This is a genomic window from Vibrio penaeicida, from assembly GCF_030689305.1.
GTDB classification, from domain to species: Bacteria; Pseudomonadota; Gammaproteobacteria; order Enterobacterales; family Vibrionaceae; genus Vibrio; species Vibrio penaeicida_B.
The window spans coordinates 297,461-317,046 of sequence record NZ_JAUYVM010000007.1 but is presented as its reverse complement, the minus strand read 5'-3'; the positions used below and the strand labels follow the sequence as shown (position 1 = coordinate 317,046).

The following is a 19,586-nucleotide window of genomic DNA, read 5'->3' as shown; positions in this document are numbered from 1 at the left end:
TCGGTACGCATATAGTACGCATCAAAAGAGTAGGACAATGGCATCATTCAGCATAAAAAAACGCCAGCTAAAAAGCGGAGAATTTCGCTTTACAGCAGACATCATCGTTAAAAAGAATTCGGCGATTATACATAGAGAATCTAAAACATTCAGGAAAAAAGAATTCGCTAGAACCTATGCACTAAAAAAGGTCAGTGAGCTTGAATCGCCTACACCAGAAGTTCAAAAATCCGTACCGTTATACGTACTACTGGATATGTACATGAATGACAGGGATTTATGGGATAGAACGGGTCGCACAAAACAATATGTGATCCGCATGCTGAGAGACTGTGACATAGCTAATGTTGAGAGCAACAGACTAAAACCTAGCGACATCATAGAGCACTGTAGAAACCGTAAGGGAGCAGGAGCAAAACCCGTCACTATTTATCATGATATTGCTTACCTTCGTTCGGTGATGAAGAAAGCGAGCCCTGTATTTGATATCAACGCCAACTTTTCTGTATTTGAGGAAGCTGTTCCCGTATTGATAGACATGGGGTTGATAGGTAAAAGCGAAAAGCGCACCAGACGCCCTACCGATGAGGAATTGGATAAGCTTAAAGAAGGGCTAAAAGCTCGCCAAGACTTTCGCTCAAACGGGAAAATCCGAATTCCTTTCATCGATATTTTAGATTTCAGTATTTTGACTTGTATGCGTATTGGTGAGGTCTGCAATTTACGATGGGAGGACATCAACGAAGAGCACAAAACGGTGTTAGTCCGTGACCGAAAAGATCCTAGAAAGAAACAAGGCAATCATATGATTGTTCCGTTACTTGCTGAATCATTTGATATTGCGATGAGACAACCTAAAAACGGCACTCTGATTTTCCCGTACAACTCACGCAGTGTTACAGCAGGATTTCAAAGAGTAAGAAACTCGCTTGGTATTGAGGATTTACGCTATCACGATTTAAGACGTGAGGGTGCCAGTAGATTATTTGAAAAAGGGTATTCGATTGAAGAGGTTGCTCAGGTTACGGGACATCGGAACCTAAATATTTTATGGCAGGTTTATACACAATTATTCCCACATAAATTACATGAAAAATAAAAGTAAATAAGCTCCTATACGGAGCTTATTTCGATTGAGGAACTATTGGCACAGTGAGTAAAGGAAGAAGCGCCTGTTCTTTTGTAAATACTCTTCCTGTAAGAGATGCAACGGACTCTCTAACATACGGATATAGAACCATAGTTGCATTGTTATGAGCCCAGTGATGAAGGCTTGCACGACTAAATTTCTCTATATCGACAGAAAAGCAAGCTTCTAGTGATACATCTAGCCAAAAATCAGCATCTTCGATTGGTTCATCTTCATCATTGAAGCCAATTTTGCAATTGACCTTGACCCAGATCTCATTTGATTCTTCATCAAAACTACTATGCGCCGACTGAAGTTGAAAATCACCGCAGTTAGGCACACAGTCAATAGTAGTATTTGCGTTTTTCTCGATATAAAGTTTTATGTAATCAACAAACTTTATTTGAATTGGGTGTTGTTCTGGCATGAATTAAGCACACGAAGGAAGTTGATCATTGAAAAAATTGAGGCGGCTCATGCCCGCCTCTTTTATTCGACTCATATGGAGATACATACGACTACTACCTTTCTGCTTTTTAGCTACAGAGAAAGATAAAAGCCTTTGCTCATCAGGACAATATGTATGTTTAATGCGATGGCGACCAAGAAACTCTTCGGATGAACCGAGTACCTCAGTTAGTCCATAATCTCTGGCTCCTGCCAATCGCTCGAATAACTCAACATCTGACATAGCATCCAGTCTAGCCAGAATATCTAACTTGTCAGTCATCTATTTACTCCTAATTAATAGGTGGGTAATTCTTATTTTCTAAGATTTCCACAACATCAGTATCATGTATAACATAGCAACTATCAAGTGTAACTTGAGTATGAACTTCCCAACTAGGAGCATTCCTACGTTGTGATGTTACCAGTTCAACATATGACTGCGGCGCTTTTGTTTTAACGTGAATAGCGTTATATGCCACATCATCCTCTTCTTTTTTCATTTCAACAAAGAGGTCATACGCTTTAGTTGCTTTGATATTTTCAAAGTCTGTTTTAGACACTTTAGCAGGACAAACCATTTCACTAAGACGAGAACTAATTTTCTCCATAAATGCTCTAAGTGTGGGATAGTTCTCTGCGGCCTCTAGATCGAGCAATAGTACCTTGCAACGACAAGAGAGAACCGCACAACTTTTCTTCACACAGTCCTTATAAGCATTTTTATCGAAACGCATATTATGCCAATGTCTGCCTAATAATTCCGCTCGACTATGTGTATCTGGTCGTTCAGGGTCATAAGCCCAAAGATATACACCTTTCCCGTGCCGACCAGCAGAAAATTTGTCTTGTTGGAAGCCTTTATTTTCAATTAACTCAGCTCTAGAAAAACTGGTCCCATGAACACCGTATATCATTTTCATTTATAAATATATTTTAGTTATCAGCCACAACGCAACAAGACGCATAAAATATCAGGTTGTTGAAGCAACATCAATTAAATTGGAGTCTCAGGATGTGATTTTTATTTCACCGTAGATAAATGTTTACGTCATGTTGCATTTACTTCGCAATTACCCCACTTTCTAGCCGAATATATAAAAGGAGCCTTTCGGCTCCTTTTATATCCCCTTTACAGTTTTTACAAGGAACGTAATGGGGACAAACGGAGTATGCCCACTCACTACCCTATGAGTAAATCGTCATTAATGAGCTTTCGAGCAACTTCACTTTTTTTCGTGTATTTTTAAGCTGGCGTTTCGTTCTGAGTACAACCTAAGTTCAAGTTTCCCAACCTTTTCAACTAGCTTGTCCAATATGCTGCGCGTGTTCTTGATGTTTTGCCAGAGCATGAACAAAATCAGTAATTCGGTCGGTTTGAGCCCTAAATCCGTAATTATCGGCAAGATGTCTGTCATAGTGTCCCGCTTAGCCTTTTTTCTATCCATTTTTCGAATGTGTTTCTCAGCATCCGCCTAAACCCAAAGGTATCAATGTAAATACCCGCCAACAGATACCAGTAATATTCCGGCACTTGTTCCAATGCATCAAAGCCCGCGTAGGCGTATTGGGCATAGTCAGGAATGAAGCAGAGCAATACGGGGATGGTGGTCAGAATCAGTAAATACTCGTCTTTCCAGCCCCGCGTTTTCACGCTGAGGGCGTCTAAGTCACTAGCGCTTATGTTTCCTTGTCGGATACTCTCAAGGCGCTTACTGTGCAGCTCACGCTTAATTTCCGCGCTTTGCTGTCGCTCTTCACTTCTGCCTTTGAAAAAATCACCAATGAGGGTGGCAACCCCCAATAGAGGGAATGCCATTAAGCCACCCCCGCTAATCGGCTGCCTTCCATCACGAGGGCGCGGTCAACGTACACGCCGCACTCAAACTTAATCATTTCATACACTAGGCTTGGAATGTGCGCTTGTGTCAGCGTTTGATTGACGCCCACACCTATTCTCGCCGCGACCGTGTCGGCGTAAACATTGGTTGGGTTCTCATGGTCGGGTGCCCAGCGGTTGATGATGTCGAACACGGTCACTAAGCCGTATCGAGTCATGTAGTTGTTGATGAGTTTCGCCCCCGCACGAATGCCGTATTTCATGTGGGAGAAGGTGGCAAAACGCCCAAGCACTTCAACACCTGTTTGCCCTGTCCACTGGTTGTTTTTGTTGTACTCAATATTGAGCGGGTTGTTGTTGCGGATACCGCGCGGCTTACTGGTCATGGTGAGGGCTCCCCCTATAAAAATGAATGTGGTGATAAGTAACAGATGTTTAGTGTTCATCGTGCTCAGGCTCATCAAAGGGCTGAATATCGCCAAACTCGCCCGACACAGCGCGTTGGAAAAGAGCTCTGCCTTGTGGCTCGCAGTCGTTGGCGTACGCCACAAAATCAAACACGGTTTCGTTGTCTTCGGTCACTTCCAATATCAAAGCGATGCCGTTTGGATCTGCCCATTTGGGGAAATTCGTCACTTTCATGTTGTTACCTCACACGTTGAAATAATCCGTAAACCTGAGAATCTTTTTCCCCAGTGAACCCACGAAATGCCCAAGTTCCCGCCATGGTATGAACAGTGGGATGTACCACATCGTACCTATATGGCTCTTTAGAGTCGGGGATACGCCTAATGGTCAGCCACTTGTTGACATGAAGACTGCCAAGAATAGGACCGCCACGGATAGTGGCGGTTAATGTATGACCGATAGGAAATACCTCATCTTCGACACTCGTACCGCTATGAATCCGATTCGCTTCCGCATCATCCGCTTTTTGTTCGATGCGGGTGAGCTCATTGCGCAGCGCCGTGTCTTTGTTGGTGACATCTTGCGTTAAGCTGTTAAGCGTATTTTTCAAATCGCGCCCGCCTCGCGCCGACAGCGATATGGACGTGCTGCTATTGGTCAGGCTGCTGGTGATGCCTCGGTGTGTGTTCGGTGATAACCCGTTTCGCGCGGCGGCAATCACATCATCGAAGGTCTTGCCATCAAACAAGTGGGTGTTCGCTGCTTTTTCACCTTTGCCAAGCTTTTGGCTTATGGCGTTTTGAATGGCGGTGATGTAGCTGGCGTTTTGCTCGTACGCCCTTGCTAATTCCACAATCGTATCGAGCGCGGCGGTGGTGCCGTCTCCGAGCAGTTCGTCGAATTTGGTTTCGGTGAACGCGTTCGCCTCGGCGATAGCATCGGCTTTGGTGACCGCTGCCGTGCGCCCTATCAGCTTTTTAGCGTAGGTGTTTTGGTCTCTGAGCAAATCATCGGCACTGGTTAACGCGCGGTACGCATCCCCCACGCCTTTTTCGGTGGCGGCGACACTGGTCCGGTTGCCATCAATGGCACTGCTGAGCGCCACTTGTTCGGGAAACTCAATTTTGACAGGTGGCGGGATAATGCTGCTCATGCCGTTACCTCCGTTACGTAAAGCACGCAGTCCGTAGGTATAAGGACATCCAACTTTGCCCCGTTGGACAATACCCACCCTTCGCCCGCCCGCAGTGGGTAGCCTTTGTTTTCAAAGCCCCCAATCCAGATGGTGGCGGGATTCGCATCCGCGGCGCGAATGATGAGCTCTTCACGGCGAATGTTGCCCGTGATGGTGCCGCTTTGCGTCATGGCATCAAACGGCACAAGCGTTAAATCGTCGCGACTTTGCGCCACCACGTTGACCTTTTGAATGTCCGGCGGCGGGGTTGGGTTGGTGAGCTCCACCTTTTGCACGTCGGGCAAGTTCTTGATACTGGCGTTCACGTGCTGGTCAGAAGGCAGCGCCACAGGTTGACGTCCCAAAAACTCCACAAGGACGTCTTTCACCGTGAGACTGGATTCAATTTCCAGCTTTGAACCATCAATGGACGGTTGGTAAATACCGTGCACGTGAACCAACGACACGTCCCCTTGCCGGCCAAGGTTGGTGATATTGAGCGCGGTGAAGCTCTCCCCATGAGGCAACGTGATTTGGTCACGCTCGCGCAGTTCGTACACGCGCCCCGTCGGGACGGTTGTCACTTCCACCGCCTCGCCTTTTTCCAGATACAACGACGTACCCGCCGCGTCGACCGTCACGCGTTGATGCTCGTCTAAATGGCGTTCAATACGCATGATTACCCCTTAAACATAAACAGAATCGCCAAAAGACAGACCACCGCCGCCATGGCAAGGTAAGTCTCTTTGTTGGCGTCAATTAAGTCCGATTGCCCGCCCGTGTTGTTGGACTTCACCAGACTGGTGATGCCCTCCAACAAACGAAACTCATTGCTGGCGCTGGTCGCTTGCAACTGGCTTAACGAATTGAGCGAGGCGTTGTTTTGGGTTTTCAGCGAGTCGATGGCTTCCCGTGATAGGTTGCCCCCGTACGCCAACGCCGAATCCAGCGCCTTATCCGTACTGTTGAGCGCGCGCTCTAATACCGCTTGATTGGTTTCAACGTTAAACTCCGCCCCTTGCGCGTTCAGCCTTAGCGCTTCCATTGCGAGACTGTTGTTCGCGTCTAACGCGTCTTGCGCCGTGCTTTGTTGCCCGCTTAACGCCTGTTCTAACAAACGTTCGTTGGTTGCCAGTGCGGTGGTGGTCAATTCATTGCCATTTTCCAGTGCCGTGGCGGCGGTTTGGCTCACCACATCAAACGCCTCTTCGCTGTTGCTGCTGGCAAAATCGATCGCGTCCCCAATTGATTGAGTGGCATTACTGCCCGCTTGCTCGGAGAGGTCAGTAATGCGCTCGATTGCTTCGGTTGCTGTATCCACGGCGCGTTCGGCGTTCAAGCTCACGGCGTCCAACGCCGATTCACTGAAATCAAAGGCGCGCTCGCCCATGTCATCGACCGAATTGAGCGCCCGCTCTGTGGTCGATTCATTGGCGTCCAGCAACGCCCGCGTTGAATCGTTAATAGAATCAAACGCCTCGTCGGTGACCTGTTCAGCAAACCGAAACACGCCGCCGTCGAGCACGTTGTTGATGTTGGTGCTGTTGGTGGTCGTGTGATTGACCTGACTGGAGCTAGAATTTCCTCCGCCAAAAAGTCCCATACTCTGCCCCTATTTGAATTTGATAAGCAGCAACAGCGCGAGCACCGCCAGCCCTATCAACCAATAGTTGGTGCTCGCCGCGCCTTGCCTGTTATCGAACACCACTTTGCCCAGATTGGCACCGCCCCCAGAAAAGGGGCCGTTAGAAGCGGATGAACTCGATTTGATGCCCAAGCTGCCCAGCCCTGGCAAGCTCGGCATCGGAGAGCTCGGCATTTTCGGCGGCATCATACCCACCCCCGACGCCACGCAATGAAGAGCAGCACCACCACGAGAATGAGCCCGTAACGTTGCCAAATGGGCGTGGTCAGGTTTTCCACCTTACTGACCACCACATCAGTGGCGCTGGCTTCTGCCACGCTCTCGGCGGTGTAGGTGGTCGCGCCCCACGCCGCACCCGCCGCGCCAATCGCTAGAATTATCGGTAACATGTCTTTTCCTTATTTCAAGGCGATGAGCAACACGACCAACACCAACAGCCCCACCCCGCCATAGATGAGCCATTTCTTTTGCTCATCACTTTTGGCGCTGGTCGCAGCGGTGACCGCTTTTTGCGTTTTCAGTTGGTCTTGCAGGGTGTTGTTTTCGTTGGTGACGCGGTTCACCACGCCCCCCGCTTTGGCTTTTTCCACCTCCACATAGGCGTCGGTGGCCAAATTCAACAAATCCCAGCTCCATTCGCTCAAGCTTTCGTTTTCTTCCATACCGCCCCCTTATGCGGACACTTGGCGTTCGATATCCAGATAGTCCATATGAAGGTTGATGTTGCCCGCGGTGCGCTTGGTGATGACCAGTTGCAAACTGCTGGCGGCAATCGGAATAAAGGCTTGCTCCGCCGCCCAACCGCCCGCGATGAAATCCATAATCACGAAATCGTCGGTGTGCTGCTTGTCGTGGTAACGCTTCAAGTCGAAATTCAAATCGTCCACGTTGATTTCATAGATAGGTGTGTTATCGCGGCGGATTTCCACCTTGGTGATGTCGTTGTTTTCCGTTTCAAGGAACAAACGGCGCAACCGCACGTTGCCCCCTTGCAGTGGGAAGGTGTGCTTTTGCTCGCCCGCCAACGTGTGGTCAATCACGACCTCAGTTAAACGCTGCTGGAAGAAGCGCACCGCTTGATACGGCAGAGTACGAGCGCGGGCGGTGAATTCCGGTGACGTGGGGTCATTGGTTTGCTTTTGCTTAATGGCGACTTTTAACACCAGTTGTTCACCGGCCAAATGCACCAGCTCGCCGCGGCGAATGCCCGTTAGCGTTCGCATGGTTTCATCGGAGAAATCCAGAATCAGGCGGGTGTGCGTTGCCCCGCCGACGCCTTTTTGCTGCACGGGCTTATCAAGGTACTTGTCACGAACGTGGAACAGCTTTGCGTCCCAACCAATCAGCTCGGAGCCGTTGCGCTCAAGTGACACGCGCCCCAGTCGCCCGATAGGCAAATCGGTTTTGATTTCAATGGAGGCGTACGACACTAAGTCTTTCAAATCCAGAATTGCGTGCTTGCCGTACTGGATAGCGCGAAATGGATCGAGCTCTTTTGGCGTAGGGTTAAATGCGCCTTTTACTTGCCCAATCACCGCGCTGTTTTTGTTTGCGTTCATACCGCCCCCTTACTTAATGTTGGCTTTACGAGCGACGTCTTTCACGGCGTTCACGTTGTTCATTGACCACATCAGGATAAGCACCATCACGACGGCAACGCCGACGGTTGTCCATTGCGATTTAGAAAGTTTCGGCATAGCGGATATTCCTTTAGACATAAGCAGATTAAATAACAGGGTGTGCATAGAAAGCCCTTAACTGTCAGGGTTTCGAGGGGCAAACCATAAAAGGAAGAAGCGGCAGAAAAAAGGCGGAGGAACCTATAGGTTAAGCGGGTAACCTATAGGTTAAAGCGAAGGGATTTAACGATAATTCAATGACAGTTTTGCGCCTGTCACGCAGTGAAACGCTCGATGTTCGACGTTACCAATGCCGTCTCTCACCAACAGGTATTCAGCAATCGGTTTGCCGATTTCCTTCTTGTTGACCTTGGCGGATTTGAGCCCCGCAATCACGTTCACGTCTAACCCGCGTTTGTCCGCAAGCCACTGCGCGTCTGATTTGGTGTTGACCGCGCCGCACCACCACACACTTGATTGCTCAGTGACGGTTTTAGGCACCTCTTGCCCCCGCTGAAACACCGTATGAATGACCAGCCCATATTGACGACCGCCGCGCAGCAGCTCGCCCGCCCGTCCTTTGAGTTTGCCGCTGGTTTCCACACACGACGCCAGCTCTTCTATCACGACGTGCAGTTGGGGGGCGTTGCCATTGCCCAGCGACCACACCACCGACGAGAAAAATTCCAGCTCGTCGTTCGTGGCACCATGAGCGGGGACATACGCCAACTTAAACGAGCCACGGCGACGGCGCGCCAGCACCAAGGACTTAATGAACGCGGCACGTGATGAGGTGCCGTGACACATTTGCCCTTGAAACTTTGCCCCTGAGTAATTGTGGTACGGGTCGAAAAACACCGCTTGCGCGGTTTTCGGCACCAGTCCCATATGCTTGACGGCGGAGGTTTTCCCGCCGCCTGTCCCCGCCACATAAATGGTGTGCTCGGCGTCGTGTGACGGGTTGGAGTTAATGGGGTTAGGCAGCGTGAGCGGGGGCGTTTTCATGCTTCTCCTTTTTCGATTGTTCAGCTTTGAGTTTTTTCAGATTGAACCGCGTGGTGTACATCAGACCAATGAGCGCCAAAATCAGCGTCCCTTCTTCAAGGTAACGCCCCATCAATCCCGATACGGCACCATCGTGCTTATTGAGTACCGGCCCGACGGCGGTCGCCACCGATTCGCGCCCCTTGGCATCAAATTCAAAATCGAGCCCCGTTATCACGCTAGTGACTTGCTCTATCACCGTGAGCGCCGCCTCTGCCAATGCCGCCCCCGCCTCGGTTTTGTCTACCTCTGGCGCGGACTTTTCTGGCCCGCTGACTTCGGTTTGCGGTGCGTGCTCTTCTTGCTCTAATTGGCGAATGACGCCGGAGAAATCGCCCCAATCGTCATCACTTTGCGCGGGCAGTAAGTCGCCATCAGGTTGGCTCATGCTCACCCCCTTGTGATGCGTTGTCTTTTTTGGGCATCAACTGACACAGCGCCCACACCATGAAAATCAACACGCCCAGCCCCGCCAACACACGCTTAACGGGAAATGAGGCGGGCTTAGGCGGTGGTGCGCTTTCATTGGTTTCTCGGTTTAAAGCCTTGTCCTGACTGGCTTCAAGCTCGCCCGCGGGTTCGGTTACGTTCGGTTTATCCGGCTCGGTTATCTCGTCAAACTGGCGCACCTGCTCCGGCGCGGCTTCCAGCGGCAGCAAGTCGGTTGATTCGTCCACTCGATGCGTTTCCACGTATTCACTCACCTTTTTGCTGATTGGACTGTTGCCGCATTCAGGGCAGCGGTAGTAAAGCAAACCAATGTTGCGGCTGTTTTTGGGCGGCTCTCCGGTCGCGATGAGCTGACCTTCTCCGCATTGGTGCGCGGTCGCCACAGACTGGCAGACCGGACACCGCAGTTTTCCCCGAACGGGGTTGTCGTATTTAGGCATTCATGTGCTCCTGTGCGTCGATAATGTGCGCCTCTTCAACGCTTTCCAGTTCGTGTTTATCGGCGGTGACGCGGGCGCGTAATTTGGTGCGCGCCACGCCGTTGATGCGCTCTAACTGTTCAAGCTGTTCAAAGAACGTCGGTGACAGCCCCAAGGCTTCGAGCGAGAGATTGCCGCTCATCAGCATGGGCATGGCTTGTTTCATCAGCCCTTTCATGTCCATGCCGCGAAAGCGGTCGATTTCGCCTTTTACGCTCGCGGTCAACGCGTCCGCCGCATCAAGGGCATTCAAGTCACGGGTACATTCAGCAAGAGAAAGTGTTTTCATGTTCGTTATCCGTCTGGTTATGAGGTGGTCAGTCGTCCGTTTCGCAATTGGAAACGGGTGTATTTGTCGATGGGGACACTTGCCCCAAGAGAGAGGGGTTTAATCAGGCATTGCACGCCTTTAACGCTCCATCCGGTCGCGTCCATTAATGCCTGTTCTAATGGTGAAATCGGCTTTTCAGCCTCTTGGTTACACTTATTTTCAGTGCTCCAAGGAAGGGCTCCGCCCTCTTTAAGAGCCAAAGCGCGGCGCTTCACGTCCTTTTTCCTCACGAGGCTGAATTGCTCGCTGCACGTTTCGATAATGGTGCCAAGCCAATTGATGCCGATGACGCGTTTCACCGTGTCACCGTAATCGTTGAATTTTTCTTCGTAAGCGAGCTTGGCTTTAAAGCCCAATTCGCAAAAGCCTTTCCAGCGGGAGTTATCGGCGTGGTCTCGAAGGGCGTCGAGCTCTTCATCAAACGCTGTATCCAGCGGGTTAGCGCGGCGCAATTGACGCCATAGCCCCACAGATGGCGCGCCAGATTGTGAGAACTGTTTAATGCGGTGAATGCGCGCCCATGCCGTCGCCGACATGGCGCTTTGCTTGGCGTCCCCTTCGGGCATGTGCGCCCCGTTAATGTTCTTGGAAATGTATTTGATGATGTAGCCCGTGGCGGTGCCTTGGGAGGGATCGCAATTTTTGATGGTGATGCGCGGCGTAATATCGAGCTTGCCATCAATGATTAGCTCGTCTTTGTCTTCATGAGTCGCAATGCCCTCAATGATGTCAATGAGGGTTTGCTTTTGGTCAGGGCGCACATACAAAAACATATGAGCGTGGGGCGTGCCGTCCTTGTGCGGCTCTGCCACGCGCAGACCAAACCATTGAATATTGATTTTTTTCTTTTTGAACCAAGCGCGTGCCAGCTTCCACTTTTCCATTAGCACTTCGTGCGCTTCTTTGGGAGTGCAGCCCATCCACTTCACCGAATTGCGATGGTACTTACTCGGCAGTGTCCAATTCACAAACACCCCCTCGTAGCCCATTTCAACGGCGCGCTCTTCGTCGCCTCGGCTTCGAACCACCAACTCAATGCGGCGGTTTTCAGGGTTGGCGGTGGTGCGTTTGACAACCTCAGAAAGGTCGAAGGATTGCCCCGTGTCGTCGCTCAATACCACCATGGAATTCACAAATTGCTCTGCTTCGATTTGCTTCTTTTCCCAGCGGGCATAAGAGCGAGCCGACACGTATTTGCGCTGACCTTTGCCCCCGCCCACGCGCCCCAAAGCAATTTGTGAATATTCGATGTATTGCGTTCGCAAGAATTTGAACTTTCGCACCAGATAATTGATGTCCAGACAGCGACGAATGGCGCGCTCTAGCTCGCGCTCCGCGTCTTCGATCGTGTCGTGTTTCTTCTTGATGGCAGGCGGCTTGATGTACACGCGGCGCATGTCTTGGCGGATACCAACGAACGCAGCTCTAAGCGCATTGAGATAGCCCTGCTCGCCCTCTTCAATCTCAAGCATTTGAATCAATCGGGTAAACATTTCAGTGAGGTTAGAGGCGAGATGCTCTAACGCTTCATCACACATCAATACGCTGTGATTGAGCTCAACCGTGCCACGCGCACTGCTGTGAAAGCGTTGCCTTTCGGGGGCGCTGGTACGCTCATCAACGAAATGGTATTTGTCCTCAATGTACTTTGACCACTTGAGCCCATGTTTCACCGCGTCGTTAGTGAAACGCTCTATGTTTTCTTGGGTGGCGTTGGTGCGGCGCTTTCGGCAAGACACCTGAAACCTCACATCGTCTTGGACAATGCGAGGTAAACGCGGCATGAATTTGCGGGAAAAGACGGTTTGCATTAACCAACCTCACCGCATGAGCGGTTCCATGCGTCAATGGCAGCGGGGGCGCTGATGCACTCCTCCCCTTCATAACCGCAATCGGCACACACAACAAAGTATTGCGGCTCATCGTCTAAGGTTGATTCACAGAAAGCGGAATCACTGGCGCATTGCTTACATTGACCAATGGAATGCACTTTGATGTAAGTGCTCATGGCTGAACACCTCCCACATGGATCCAGTCGAAAATAAAACCCATGCATCCAATGATTGCCCAAACCGCCAGCATCATCACGCCTGTATCTTTGAGCGTAAATTCAAACGCTCTCGGGTTGTAATCTCTGCCCATGAAGAAACAGAACATGCCAATCAAGAACAGTCCCAAAGCGTCAATACTCATGAAATCACCTCACGGTGTTTGATGGCTTGAAGTTGGGCAGCGCGCTTAAACTCCGCCTGACCTTTGCGGCTAAAACGGTAATCTTTGCCGCCTTGGCGCTTTGAACGAAACCCTTGTGGGAAATGTTCCGCTTTTAAGCGTTCTAGTGTTTCGAGTCCTTTTGTCGTTGGCATCCTATACCTCCAAGCTTTCCAGCAATTCGGCAGCGTCTTGCAACTGCTTATATATCGGGTGCAGAAACTCAAACTCAGGAGAGGAAGGGCTTAACCATGACAAGCGCCCTTTTACAATCTGGGACAGTTCTTTTGCTTCACTGGAGTGAGAGAAATCAATGTTGATTGCGTGTATTGGAGTATTCATTTAGCCACCTCAACCATTTACCGATTGCCATTCATTCTTGGCTTGCTCGTATCTTTCATCGATATAAGCCGCCAAATCTTCAACTTTCATAAGCGTTGGGCTGCGTTCAGATTCACGCAATTTGAAAGTTGGTACAGGAAAATCACATGCTTTAGCTTTCTGCTCTGCCGTTTTAGGAGTGATCCCAAAAAACTCTTTGCATACCTGTTTCAGTTCAATTGTGGGACTTCCGAAGCGTGCGAGAAGTGCAAATGTTGTATTCATATATCACCTATGAGACTCTTGGAGCTATTCAACCCCATTTAAATAAACTCGAATCAACCTCAATTAACTTCATGATTCACTTTGAGAGATAATAACAATCTATAAATAAGTCTCAACCTAAAAAATACTTCGGAGAACTTCAATGAGCGTGATTGATGAGAAAATTAATGAGTTAAAACTGTTAACCAAAACAGCGAAAAATACAGATCTGGCAAAGGCTTTGGGTATAAATCCAAACTCAATTCAAAACTGGAGAACACGGGGAAACATCCCTGATGATGTATTTATAAAAGCGAGACTTGTGTCACAAAACTTGAGTTCTGAATCATCGGAAATGATTAGGTTGACTTACTACGATGTGGAAGCGAGTGCTGGTAATGGGGCGTTGGTAGAAATTGAAATAGCTAAGGACATGAGCTTTGCTGAGCGTTACCTGCGAGACGAACTGCACGTAAACCCAAGTGAAGTATTTTTGATGAGAGCTAAGGGCGACTCTATGTATCCGACTTTAAAAGATGGATCCATGATGATGGTTAAGCGTGTACAGGATTTCAGTGGTGATGGAATCTATGTCTTCAGAGTTAATGGGCAAGTAATGGTGAAACGTCTCCAGTTTCAGCCAACTCGAATTATATTCAAAAGCGACAATGAACAGTTTTACGAACCTTGGGAGCTAACGCACAAGGAAATTGAATCAATTGATTTTGAAATCCTTGGACAAGCTGTTTGGGGCGGTGGAAAGCTTTAACTATTCAATAAAACTATAAAGGATAAATTAATGAAAAAACGTCTAAGGCTAGGTATTACTCTTTTGGCATGCACGCCAATTTTAACTCATGCGAATATATGGGAAGAGCTAAATTCGATGCCAGCAACCCAATATGATATGGGTCGTATATACACAGATATTACAGCATTAGAACTCGATAAAATGCTTAAAGGTGAAAAGCTTAAAGGAAGTAAATACAGTTTTAAGGAAGTTGCTAGCACAAGCCTAGAAGGGGGTATTGGTTTTAAATTTAGTTTTGAAGCTAGAGGAAAGTACATAGACCCAGCTGACTGTAATAACTTTGCAGCATCATTCAAACAGCGCTTCGTTAGTTCAACTTTTATAAAGGGGATATGGCCAAATCTATCGGCAGAGCAGTATGATTCTCTTTACAAAAATTTTGTATTTCAAGTAGAACTAGTCAATACAGATAATAGTGCCGTAATGGCAACTTGTGTGGCTTCGTAGTAACGAAATACGGATATAGTACGTATGACTCACTATCAAGCCTTATAGAACCTTAATAGTGAGTCCCATCGAGCATAGGCGCAACACTAAAACGCTGCATTGGGAAATCGCTTGTATTCTCTGGCTTAGACACTGTTTTACCTCTATTTTTTACTTGTCTCGATCTTACGTAGAATCACTTACTTCTTGTCGAATTCGTACTTTCGTCCCCCTAGGAGAACCCCTCAAGGAGTAGGACAGTTGGCATCTTTTGCAGAAGAAAATGCACACCAAAAAGTGGCGAACTCAGGTTCACAGTGACATCTTCGTCAAAAAAGGAGGACGGATTATACACTGTGAATCGAAAACTTTCAGAAAAAAGGAACTCGCTAGAACGCATGGAAAGACCCGAGTTCAAGAGCTTGAAATTCAAGGGGTACTCAGAACCAAAGCAGTCCCCCTAGGGTACTGTCAGACAAGTTTATAGATGACAGAGATCTCTGGGAAGACCTACACGAAGAACATAAAGCGATCACCGTTAGAGATAGAAAAGACCCACGCAAGAAAGAAGGCAATCATATGATCGTGCCACTGCTTGGTGAATCAGTCGATATTGTCAAAAGGCAGCCAACTTACAATACGCTGATTTTTCCATACAGCTCGCGAAGCGTAACAGCTAGCTTTAAGCGAATTAGAAACTCTCTTGGTATCGAGGATTTGCGCTATCACGACTTAAGGCGAGAGGGTGCGAGTCGATTATTTGAGAAAGGTTACTCTATAGAAGAGGTAGCTCAGGTTACCGGACACAGAAACTTGAATGTACTTTGGCAGGTATATACTCAGCTATTCCCACATAAGTTACATGAAAGGGCTCTGTGAAGAGCCCTTCTTTTGAGTCTAAGCGTCATTAAACCAATCGTAAATCAGCCCTGAAATACGAATCAGTACCGCTAAACTAGCTGGGGAGTTAGAGATTGCATTCAACACTCCCTTAAATGTCTTTTTTATCATAAACTTAAATCTATCTTTAGGCATATATCACCATCTATGTTGAGTTAATATACTTGCCAAGAGTTCTTTAAGTGTCCTAGAATAATAATAACGTTACCTATTTTCTTAGGACACGTTGCACGAACTCTATGTGGTGGCCGCCACATGATGTTTGGCAAATGTTCATCTAAGCCTGCCAAATTATTGGTGGGCTTTTTTTGTTTATGGCTCAAGCCTTAAACAATGTAATCAAGATATATATGAAGTTAAACGTTTTCAAGTTGGATAAGTTGAAAGACTTGTGGATAAGTTGAGGGAATAAAAAAAACAGTTAGTAGACACTAACCCATAGCTATAGGTAGATATTAATTGTAAAAAAACTACTATTTCAGTGTGTTTTAATTATGAACAGAAGAAAAATATTTTTCTTGATCTTTAGGAAAAAATGCACGCCTCCAGAAATAGTGTAAAAGCTCATACAACCCTTTGCTATGCGGTACTTTCTTAAGAAATATGTATATTTATAGATTGTAGTTTCTAAATACAAAAAAAGAGACTTTCAGCCCCTTTTCATTCTCTGAAGCGTTTTTTCGTCAGTTAGCGTTCATAATAAAATCACTAATCTACATCAAATCTTTATACCCTTGTGGGTAAGCAGTTGACAACAATAAAACGGAGACAAACTTGAAACTATTTTGTCTCAAATTCCGCTCTGAATGCAATTTAAGTTCTAGCTTGCCCACTTTCTCAACCAGTCTATCCAGAATGTTTCGCGTGTTCTTGATGTTCTGCCAGAGCATAAACAAGATCAGCAATTCAGTGGGCTTGAGCCACATGTTTGAAATCACAGGTAAGGTGGTTAAGATAAGCAGGCGCTAATCTTTTCAACCATGGTTATTTAGACTGATTTCGTCCTGCTTGGTGGCGTTGTTGCGTCCTGTTCAATCCGTTTGATAGTTGCCAGAGTTTTGTGCCGTGTTATGTTTCGCAGCTTGATGATCATGAAATGGGTTTACGAACAGGGAAAAGAACATTTTTCTGATATCAGTAAAAGGCGTAAGTAGTAGCCCACCCTCAAAAATCAATCCATTATTATGGTGAACAAAATAGACGAACTCATTGAAGGAGGGTTTTATGTATTTAGATGTGAAGGGCAATTGCTAGTGAAGCGCTTACAGTTATCTAAGAACGGGATAGCAGTGGTAAGTGATCACCCAGCCTATCAAACGTTGGAATTAAACCGCGACGAACTCGCACAGGCAGATTTTGAGAGCATTGGTGAAGTGGTTTGGTCAGGGCAGAGGATGTGAGTTTGAGCAAATACTTTTTGAAGGGAAGGTACCTAAGCAACAAATATGTCGAAGAAATTAGCCTAGAGCAATATCGCAAGCTAATTAATGCAAGAAAGGCTCTTACAAAAGCACTTGAGATAGAGGGGCTGTATGACAATGTTGTGGAAACTTATATAGAAACTAAAGCAGCATTATATGAGATGAATATTAGAGGCTTCGCGCATCATAACCAACTCGTATGCTATTCACAAATGCATCATGTGAGAGGAAAACTTAATAGATTATTTGTCAATGCACTCAACTTTAGTAAGTTTTACTTAGATAAACACGTTTACGCAGAAGGAAAAAAGTCGTACGTGATGAGTATTACAGGCGATGAATCTATGCACAAAGCAGTTCTTGAACTCAGGGATGCATTCTACTACGAAGATAAATATTATCGATTTGGCTGTGATCTTCGTAACCATTCTCAGCACAAAGCGCTACCAATTAATAACTTATCATTACGCCTGTCAAATAGCGACACACCAACAGCTGCATTCAATATTACGCTCCCCAGGGACTCGCTGAAAAAACTAAAATTCTGTAAAGAAAATCTGAACCGTTTTGAAGACAAGATAGATCTGCATAAAGTGCTAGATGGTTACATTTCAGCCATTTCACAGATGCATTTCAAAAGTCGAGCATTATGCTCAGATACAATAAGAGAAGCTGAACAGACAATAAATAACCAATTACTTTACCTTAAGGAAAAATACAATGAGCAATCTCTTCACTCAGACCTATTTTGTAATGATCAGTTAAAACAAACTTTGGCACTTGATTGGTTTGTAGTTCATGAAGAGCTTTGTCAAAAGAACAGTTCACCGCTAGGAAGTGGGAAGGTACAACACATACCATACTTAAATTCATCTGGGTAGGTATAAGCATTTAGTCATATAAGGGCATATTGTGTAATATAGCCAATCACACTCATATTAAGGAGAATTGGAAAAGTTGGCTATAAAATACTCCCCCTACGTTGGACAAATTCTAATGTGTGACTTTCATGGAATGAAAGAGCCTGAGATGGTAAAGAGGAGACCAGTTATTGTTATAAGAGCCTCTAGGTATGGTCCTAAACTTGCCACTGTTGTCTGTCTAAGCACAGTAGAGCCAAACCCTAACCTAGATTGCCATATGCGGCTACCAGATAAATTTCTTCCTAAAGACCCATTTTTTGAAGGTAAAGAAACTTGGTTAAAAGGCGATATGATCTACACCTTGTCATGCGATAGGCTAGACTACGTCAAAATGGGTAAAGATAGAAATGGTAAAAGGAAGTATTTCACTCAAAAACTTAGTAGAGAAACTATGGCAGAAGTATACTCGTGTGCTCTCCATGGTGTAAATCTAGGATTCTTATCTCCTCACTTAACATAGTACTCAGAATTATATTGAGTCGCATTGAATTGCATTGAGTTTCATTTATTTGATGTCCGTATATTGAAAAGCTTTAGTACTTAATCTAATATGCACTTGTACCCGCTCCTTTGGTTCACCAAAGAGATGCACTGAGACTGTACTCCCTTGTGAATACAGCCAGCCCATGAAGGTGATAACAAACCATATGGTGCTGCCGATATAGAACCCTCGCTTTTGCGGGGGTTTCTGTTTTTATGGGTATAAGGAATTTTTAGTCCTCCTATAGTCCCCCCAAAACCACTTTACCCCTTATAGAAAAACAATATCTGCCCAATCGAGCATGGGGGCAACACTGAAGCGCTGCATTGGGAAATCGCTTGTATTCTCTGGCTTAGACACTGTTTTACCTCAATATTCACAGTAGCTCCCCTAATAAGTGTTAAATACATAGGAGAACGGCTTTAAAAACTGGCGGATTATACACTTTGCTTTGGATGTTTTCATAGATATAGAAGCACCATGACGACGAATTCAGATTTACTCCATAATTAACGCCAAATCACACCTTGTTTAACACTTCTCCATAAAGTTGTTGCGGTTTTTGGTAAAAGTCTGGTAGAAACGCGTTCAAGACACTTACCGCATGCATGCCAAATATGTGACACATTGTTGCAGTGTGCACAATTCCTGATGTTGGAAGTGACTTATAATCACAAAATGTTTTTTGCATTCTATTCATCGCTTGATTGGTTGGCTTCTTTTGCATAGGGTTAAAAAAAACGCCCTTTACTGCCTAACTTGCTAGATAAATGGTATATTATTAATAATGTGCACCAAAATGGATGAGCCAATTGGAGTTGTCGTTGTTAGAACAAATTGAAGGCATCTGCCAAAGCCGTGGGGTCAGGCTTACACCACAGCGTAAAAGAGTGTTCGAGCTAATTTTTGCAAGCAAAAGTGCGTCTAGCGCTTATGATTTGTTAGATAGGCTAAAAGAAAGTGAACCTCAGGCAAAACCGCCAACGGTCTATAGAGCGTTGGATTTCTTATTGGAACAAGGTTTTATCCATCGAGTTGAGTCCACGAATAGCTTTATCTCGTGTTGCTCTTTTGGTACTCACAAGCATTTCTCTCACCTGCTTATTTGCGATAAGTGCGGGAATGTAGCTGAACATCAGGATGACCAACTTGTAGCCTTGTTGGCAAAAAATAGTGAAAAACAGGGGTTTCAGTTAACCAATCACGTTATTGAAACTCACGGTACTTGCAAAAGTTGTTTTTCAGACTTTACGGACAAATAA

31 protein-coding genes and 1 pseudogene are annotated in these 19,586 nt (G+C 46.5%); 8 read left to right on the top strand and 24 right to left on the bottom strand.

Annotated elements, in window-relative coordinates; genetic code table 11:
- The first annotated feature begins 37 nt into the window (after window positions 1-37).
- Window positions 38-1,099 (top strand): site-specific integrase, encoded by a 1,062-nt coding sequence (locus Q8W40_RS13845; RefSeq protein WP_305397967.1) that lies wholly within the window; start codon window positions 38-40, stop codon window positions 1,097-1,099.
- 25 nt (window positions 1,100-1,124) lie between these two features.
- On the opposite strand, the gene Q8W40_RS13840 is transcribed toward Q8W40_RS13845, so the two are convergent.
- From Q8W40_RS13840 to Q8W40_RS13725, 24 genes are all read right to left on the bottom strand, one after another.
- Window positions 1,125-1,556, bottom strand: a complete 432-nt coding sequence (locus Q8W40_RS13840; protein WP_305397965.1) for a protein-export chaperone SecB — start codon at window positions 1,554-1,556, stop codon at window positions 1,125-1,127.
- A 3-nt stretch (window positions 1,557-1,559) separates the two neighbouring features.
- Window positions 1,560-1,859 (bottom strand): hypothetical protein, encoded by a 300-nt coding sequence (locus tag Q8W40_RS13835; protein WP_305397963.1) that lies wholly within the window; start codon window positions 1,857-1,859, stop codon window positions 1,560-1,562.
- A gap of 10 nt (window positions 1,860-1,869) precedes the next feature.
- Window positions 1,870-2,499: a hypothetical protein gene (locus Q8W40_RS13830; protein WP_305397961.1), complete on the bottom strand. Its 630-nt coding sequence runs from the start codon at window positions 2,497-2,499 to the stop codon at window positions 1,870-1,872.
- Between the two features lie 491 nt (window positions 2,500-2,990).
- Window positions 2,991-3,395, bottom strand: a complete 405-nt coding sequence (locus tag Q8W40_RS13825; protein WP_305397959.1) for a hypothetical protein — start codon at window positions 3,393-3,395, stop codon at window positions 2,991-2,993.
- Window positions 3,395-3,802: a structural protein P5 gene (locus Q8W40_RS13820; RefSeq protein WP_305397957.1), complete on the bottom strand. Its 408-nt coding sequence runs from the start codon at window positions 3,800-3,802 to the stop codon at window positions 3,395-3,397. The genes Q8W40_RS13825 and Q8W40_RS13820 overlap by 1 nt, the downstream gene beginning before the upstream one ends.
- Window positions 3,803-3,851: 49 nt before the next feature.
- The gene (locus Q8W40_RS13815) at window positions 3,852-4,058 is read right to left on the bottom strand and encodes a hypothetical protein (RefSeq protein WP_101114644.1); all 207 of its coding nucleotides are present in this window, start codon (window positions 4,056-4,058) and stop codon (window positions 3,852-3,854) included.
- A 4-nt stretch (window positions 4,059-4,062) separates the two neighbouring features.
- Window positions 4,063-4,929 carry a hypothetical protein gene (locus Q8W40_RS13810; protein WP_305397955.1) on the bottom strand — a complete coding sequence of 289 codons (867 nt, stop codon included), beginning with the start codon at window positions 4,927-4,929 and terminating at the stop codon, window positions 4,063-4,065.
- Between the two features lie 44 nt (window positions 4,930-4,973).
- The gene (locus Q8W40_RS13805) at window positions 4,974-5,675 is read right to left on the bottom strand and encodes a hypothetical protein (RefSeq protein ID WP_305397953.1); all 702 of its coding nucleotides are present in this window, start codon (window positions 5,673-5,675) and stop codon (window positions 4,974-4,976) included.
- Window positions 5,676-5,677: 2 nt separating this feature from the next.
- Window positions 5,678-6,601: a hypothetical protein gene (locus tag Q8W40_RS13800; RefSeq protein ID WP_305397951.1), complete on the bottom strand. Its 924-nt coding sequence runs from the start codon at window positions 6,599-6,601 to the stop codon at window positions 5,678-5,680.
- A gap of 9 nt (window positions 6,602-6,610) precedes the next feature.
- Window positions 6,611-6,817 carry a hypothetical protein gene (locus tag Q8W40_RS13795; RefSeq protein WP_305397949.1) on the bottom strand — a complete coding sequence of 69 codons (207 nt, stop codon included), beginning with the start codon at window positions 6,815-6,817 and terminating at the stop codon, window positions 6,611-6,613.
- A gap of 11 nt (window positions 6,818-6,828) precedes the next feature.
- Entirely contained in the window at window positions 6,829-7,032 is a 204-nt protein-coding gene (locus Q8W40_RS13790; protein ID WP_305397947.1) for a hypothetical protein, read from the bottom strand.
- A gap of 9 nt (window positions 7,033-7,041) precedes the next feature.
- Entirely contained in the window at window positions 7,042-7,305 is a 264-nt protein-coding gene (locus Q8W40_RS13785) for a hypothetical protein (RefSeq protein WP_101114638.1), read from the bottom strand.
- Window positions 7,306-7,314: 9 nt separating this feature from the next.
- Window positions 7,315-8,202 carry a major capsid protein P2 gene (locus Q8W40_RS13780; RefSeq protein ID WP_305397945.1) on the bottom strand — a complete coding sequence of 296 codons (888 nt, stop codon included), beginning with the start codon at window positions 8,200-8,202 and terminating at the stop codon, window positions 7,315-7,317.
- 9 nt (window positions 8,203-8,211) lie between these two features.
- Window positions 8,212-8,340, bottom strand: a complete 129-nt coding sequence (locus Q8W40_RS13775; protein WP_272897868.1) for a hypothetical protein — start codon at window positions 8,338-8,340, stop codon at window positions 8,212-8,214.
- Between the two features lie 165 nt (window positions 8,341-8,505).
- Window positions 8,506-9,267 (bottom strand): hypothetical protein, encoded by a 762-nt coding sequence (locus Q8W40_RS13770; RefSeq protein ID WP_305397942.1) that lies wholly within the window; start codon window positions 9,265-9,267, stop codon window positions 8,506-8,508.
- Window positions 9,239-9,694 (bottom strand): hypothetical protein, encoded by a 456-nt coding sequence (locus Q8W40_RS13765; protein ID WP_305397940.1) that lies wholly within the window; start codon window positions 9,692-9,694, stop codon window positions 9,239-9,241. The genes Q8W40_RS13770 and Q8W40_RS13765 overlap by 29 nt, the downstream gene beginning before the upstream one ends.
- A complete protein-coding gene (locus Q8W40_RS13760) occupies window positions 9,681-10,196 on the bottom strand; it encodes a hypothetical protein (RefSeq protein ID WP_305397939.1) in 516 nt (171 codons plus the stop codon). Before Q8W40_RS13760 ends, Q8W40_RS13765 begins: the two co-directional genes overlap by 14 nt.
- Complete coding sequence (locus Q8W40_RS13755) at window positions 10,189-10,524, bottom strand: hypothetical protein (protein ID WP_305397937.1); 336 nt, start codon at window positions 10,522-10,524, stop codon at window positions 10,189-10,191. Before Q8W40_RS13755 ends, Q8W40_RS13760 begins: the two co-directional genes overlap by 8 nt.
- Window positions 10,525-10,541: 17 nt before the next feature.
- Window positions 10,542-12,377: a replication endonuclease gene (locus tag Q8W40_RS13750; RefSeq protein ID WP_305397935.1), complete on the bottom strand. Its 1,836-nt coding sequence runs from the start codon at window positions 12,375-12,377 to the stop codon at window positions 10,542-10,544.
- Window positions 12,377-12,574: a hypothetical protein gene (locus Q8W40_RS13745; protein ID WP_305397933.1), complete on the bottom strand. Its 198-nt coding sequence runs from the start codon at window positions 12,572-12,574 to the stop codon at window positions 12,377-12,379. Before Q8W40_RS13745 ends, Q8W40_RS13750 begins: the two co-directional genes overlap by 1 nt.
- Window positions 12,571-12,759 (bottom strand): hypothetical protein, encoded by a 189-nt coding sequence (locus Q8W40_RS13740; RefSeq protein ID WP_305397931.1) that lies wholly within the window; start codon window positions 12,757-12,759, stop codon window positions 12,571-12,573. Before Q8W40_RS13740 ends, Q8W40_RS13745 begins: the two co-directional genes overlap by 4 nt.
- Window positions 12,756-12,932: a hypothetical protein gene (locus Q8W40_RS13735; RefSeq protein ID WP_305397930.1), complete on the bottom strand. Its 177-nt coding sequence runs from the start codon at window positions 12,930-12,932 to the stop codon at window positions 12,756-12,758. Before Q8W40_RS13735 ends, Q8W40_RS13740 begins: the two co-directional genes overlap by 4 nt.
- 1 nt (window position 12,933) lies before the next feature.
- Entirely contained in the window at window positions 12,934-13,119 is a 186-nt protein-coding gene (locus tag Q8W40_RS13730) for a hypothetical protein (RefSeq protein ID WP_223095746.1), read from the bottom strand.
- A 9-nt stretch (window positions 13,120-13,128) separates the two neighbouring features.
- The gene (locus tag Q8W40_RS13725) at window positions 13,129-13,383 is read right to left on the bottom strand and encodes a pyocin activator PrtN family protein (RefSeq protein ID WP_101114628.1); all 255 of its coding nucleotides are present in this window, start codon (window positions 13,381-13,383) and stop codon (window positions 13,129-13,131) included.
- 142 nt (window positions 13,384-13,525) lie between these two features.
- Here Q8W40_RS13725 and Q8W40_RS13720 point away from each other — a divergent pair, with 142 nt between their 5' ends.
- The 7 genes and pseudogenes from Q8W40_RS13720 to zur all read left to right on the top strand — a co-directional run bounded on the left by Q8W40_RS13720 (window position 13,526) and on the right by zur (window position 19,586).
- Window positions 13,526-14,131, top strand: a complete 606-nt coding sequence (locus Q8W40_RS13720) for a S24 family peptidase (protein ID WP_305397929.1) — start codon at window positions 13,526-13,528, stop codon at window positions 14,129-14,131.
- A 30-nt stretch (window positions 14,132-14,161) separates the two neighbouring features.
- Window positions 14,162-14,620: a hypothetical protein gene (locus Q8W40_RS13715; protein ID WP_101114626.1), complete on the top strand. Its 459-nt coding sequence runs from the start codon at window positions 14,162-14,164 to the stop codon at window positions 14,618-14,620.
- 480 nt (window positions 14,621-15,100) lie between these two features.
- Window positions 15,101-15,478, top strand: a pseudogene (locus Q8W40_RS28110) (tyrosine-type recombinase/integrase); the annotation flags it as partial.
- 1,205 nt (window positions 15,479-16,683) lie between these two features.
- Window positions 16,684-16,899 (top strand): S24 family peptidase, encoded by a 216-nt coding sequence (locus Q8W40_RS13705; protein WP_305397928.1) that lies wholly within the window; start codon window positions 16,684-16,686, stop codon window positions 16,897-16,899.
- Between the two features lie 2 nt (window positions 16,900-16,901).
- Complete coding sequence (locus Q8W40_RS13700; RefSeq protein ID WP_305397927.1) at window positions 16,902-17,801, top strand: hypothetical protein; 900 nt, start codon at window positions 16,902-16,904, stop codon at window positions 17,799-17,801.
- A gap of 115 nt (window positions 17,802-17,916) precedes the next feature.
- Window positions 17,917-18,303, top strand: coding sequence for a type II toxin-antitoxin system PemK/MazF family toxin (locus tag Q8W40_RS13695; RefSeq protein ID WP_370693386.1), 387 nt, complete (start codon window positions 17,917-17,919; stop codon window positions 18,301-18,303).
- An 824-nt stretch (window positions 18,304-19,127) separates the two neighbouring features.
- On the top strand, window positions 19,128-19,586 hold the full coding sequence (zur, locus tag Q8W40_RS13690) for a zinc uptake transcriptional repressor Zur (protein WP_101114173.1): 459 nt from the start codon (window positions 19,128-19,130) through the stop codon (window positions 19,584-19,586).

What these genes read in the sequence shown, in the direction of transcription:
- Q8W40_RS13845 (WP_305397967.1), top strand. Translation starts at nt 38, where the DNA reads ATGGCATCATTCAGCATAAAAAAACGCCAGCTAAAAAGCGGAGAATTT.
- Q8W40_RS13840 (WP_305397965.1), bottom strand. Translation starts at nt 1,556, where the DNA reads ATGCCAGAACAACACCCAATTCAAATAAAGTTTGTTGATTACATAAAA.
- Q8W40_RS13835 (WP_305397963.1), bottom strand. Translation starts at nt 1,859, where the DNA reads ATGACTGACAAGTTAGATATTCTGGCTAGACTGGATGCTATGTCAGAT.
- Q8W40_RS13830 (WP_305397961.1), bottom strand. Translation starts at nt 2,499, where the DNA reads ATGAAAATGATATACGGTGTTCATGGGACCAGTTTTTCTAGAGCTGAG.
- Q8W40_RS13825 (WP_305397959.1), bottom strand. Translation starts at nt 3,395, where the DNA reads ATGGCATTCCCTCTATTGGGGGTTGCCACCCTCATTGGTGATTTTTTC.
- Q8W40_RS13820 (WP_305397957.1), bottom strand. Translation starts at nt 3,802, where the DNA reads ATGACCAGTAAGCCGCGCGGTATCCGCAACAACAACCCGCTCAATATT.
- Q8W40_RS13815 (WP_101114644.1), bottom strand. Translation starts at nt 4,058, where the DNA reads ATGAAAGTGACGAATTTCCCCAAATGGGCAGATCCAAACGGCATCGCT.
- Q8W40_RS13805 (WP_305397953.1), bottom strand. Translation starts at nt 5,675, where the DNA reads ATGCGTATTGAACGCCATTTAGACGAGCATCAACGCGTGACGGTCGAC.
- Q8W40_RS13800 (WP_305397951.1), bottom strand. Translation starts at nt 6,601, where the DNA reads ATGGGACTTTTTGGCGGAGGAAATTCTAGCTCCAGTCAGGTCAATCAC.
- Q8W40_RS13795 (WP_305397949.1), bottom strand. Translation starts at nt 6,817, where the DNA reads ATGCCGAGCTCTCCGATGCCGAGCTTGCCAGGGCTGGGCAGCTTGGGC.
- Q8W40_RS13790 (WP_305397947.1), bottom strand. Translation starts at nt 7,032, where the DNA reads ATGTTACCGATAATTCTAGCGATTGGCGCGGCGGGTGCGGCGTGGGGC.
- Q8W40_RS13785 (WP_101114638.1), bottom strand. Translation starts at nt 7,305, where the DNA reads ATGGAAGAAAACGAAAGCTTGAGCGAATGGAGCTGGGATTTGTTGAAT.
- Q8W40_RS13780 (WP_305397945.1), bottom strand. Translation starts at nt 8,202, where the DNA reads ATGAACGCAAACAAAAACAGCGCGGTGATTGGGCAAGTAAAAGGCGCA.
- Q8W40_RS13775 (WP_272897868.1), bottom strand. Translation starts at nt 8,340, where the DNA reads ATGCCGAAACTTTCTAAATCGCAATGGACAACCGTCGGCGTTGCCGTC.
- Q8W40_RS13770 (WP_305397942.1), bottom strand. Translation starts at nt 9,267, where the DNA reads ATGAAAACGCCCCCGCTCACGCTGCCTAACCCCATTAACTCCAACCCG.
- Q8W40_RS13765 (WP_305397940.1), bottom strand. Translation starts at nt 9,694, where the DNA reads ATGAGCCAACCTGATGGCGACTTACTGCCCGCGCAAAGTGATGACGAT.
- Q8W40_RS13760 (WP_305397939.1), bottom strand. Translation starts at nt 10,196, where the DNA reads ATGCCTAAATACGACAACCCCGTTCGGGGAAAACTGCGGTGTCCGGTC.
- Q8W40_RS13755 (WP_305397937.1), bottom strand. Translation starts at nt 10,524, where the DNA reads ATGAAAACACTTTCTCTTGCTGAATGTACCCGTGACTTGAATGCCCTT.
- Q8W40_RS13750 (WP_305397935.1), bottom strand. Translation starts at nt 12,377, where the DNA reads ATGCAAACCGTCTTTTCCCGCAAATTCATGCCGCGTTTACCTCGCATT.
- Q8W40_RS13745 (WP_305397933.1), bottom strand. Translation starts at nt 12,574, where the DNA reads ATGAGCACTTACATCAAAGTGCATTCCATTGGTCAATGTAAGCAATGC.
- Q8W40_RS13740 (WP_305397931.1), bottom strand. Translation starts at nt 12,759, where the DNA reads ATGAGTATTGACGCTTTGGGACTGTTCTTGATTGGCATGTTCTGTTTC.
- Q8W40_RS13735 (WP_305397930.1), bottom strand. Translation starts at nt 12,932, where the DNA reads ATGCCAACGACAAAAGGACTCGAAACACTAGAACGCTTAAAAGCGGAA.
- Q8W40_RS13730 (WP_223095746.1), bottom strand. Translation starts at nt 13,119, where the DNA reads ATGAATACTCCAATACACGCAATCAACATTGATTTCTCTCACTCCAGT.
- Q8W40_RS13725 (WP_101114628.1), bottom strand. Translation starts at nt 13,383, where the DNA reads ATGAATACAACATTTGCACTTCTCGCACGCTTCGGAAGTCCCACAATT.
- Q8W40_RS13720 (WP_305397929.1), top strand. Translation starts at nt 13,526, where the DNA reads ATGAGCGTGATTGATGAGAAAATTAATGAGTTAAAACTGTTAACCAAA.
- Q8W40_RS13715 (WP_101114626.1), top strand. Translation starts at nt 14,162, where the DNA reads ATGAAAAAACGTCTAAGGCTAGGTATTACTCTTTTGGCATGCACGCCA.
- Q8W40_RS13705 (WP_305397928.1), top strand. Translation starts at nt 16,684, where the DNA reads ATGGTGAACAAAATAGACGAACTCATTGAAGGAGGGTTTTATGTATTT.
- Q8W40_RS13695 (WP_370693386.1), top strand. Translation starts at nt 17,917, where the DNA reads ATGTGTGACTTTCATGGAATGAAAGAGCCTGAGATGGTAAAGAGGAGA.
- zur (WP_101114173.1), top strand. Translation starts at nt 19,128, where the DNA reads ATGAGCCAATTGGAGTTGTCGTTGTTAGAACAAATTGAAGGCATCTGC.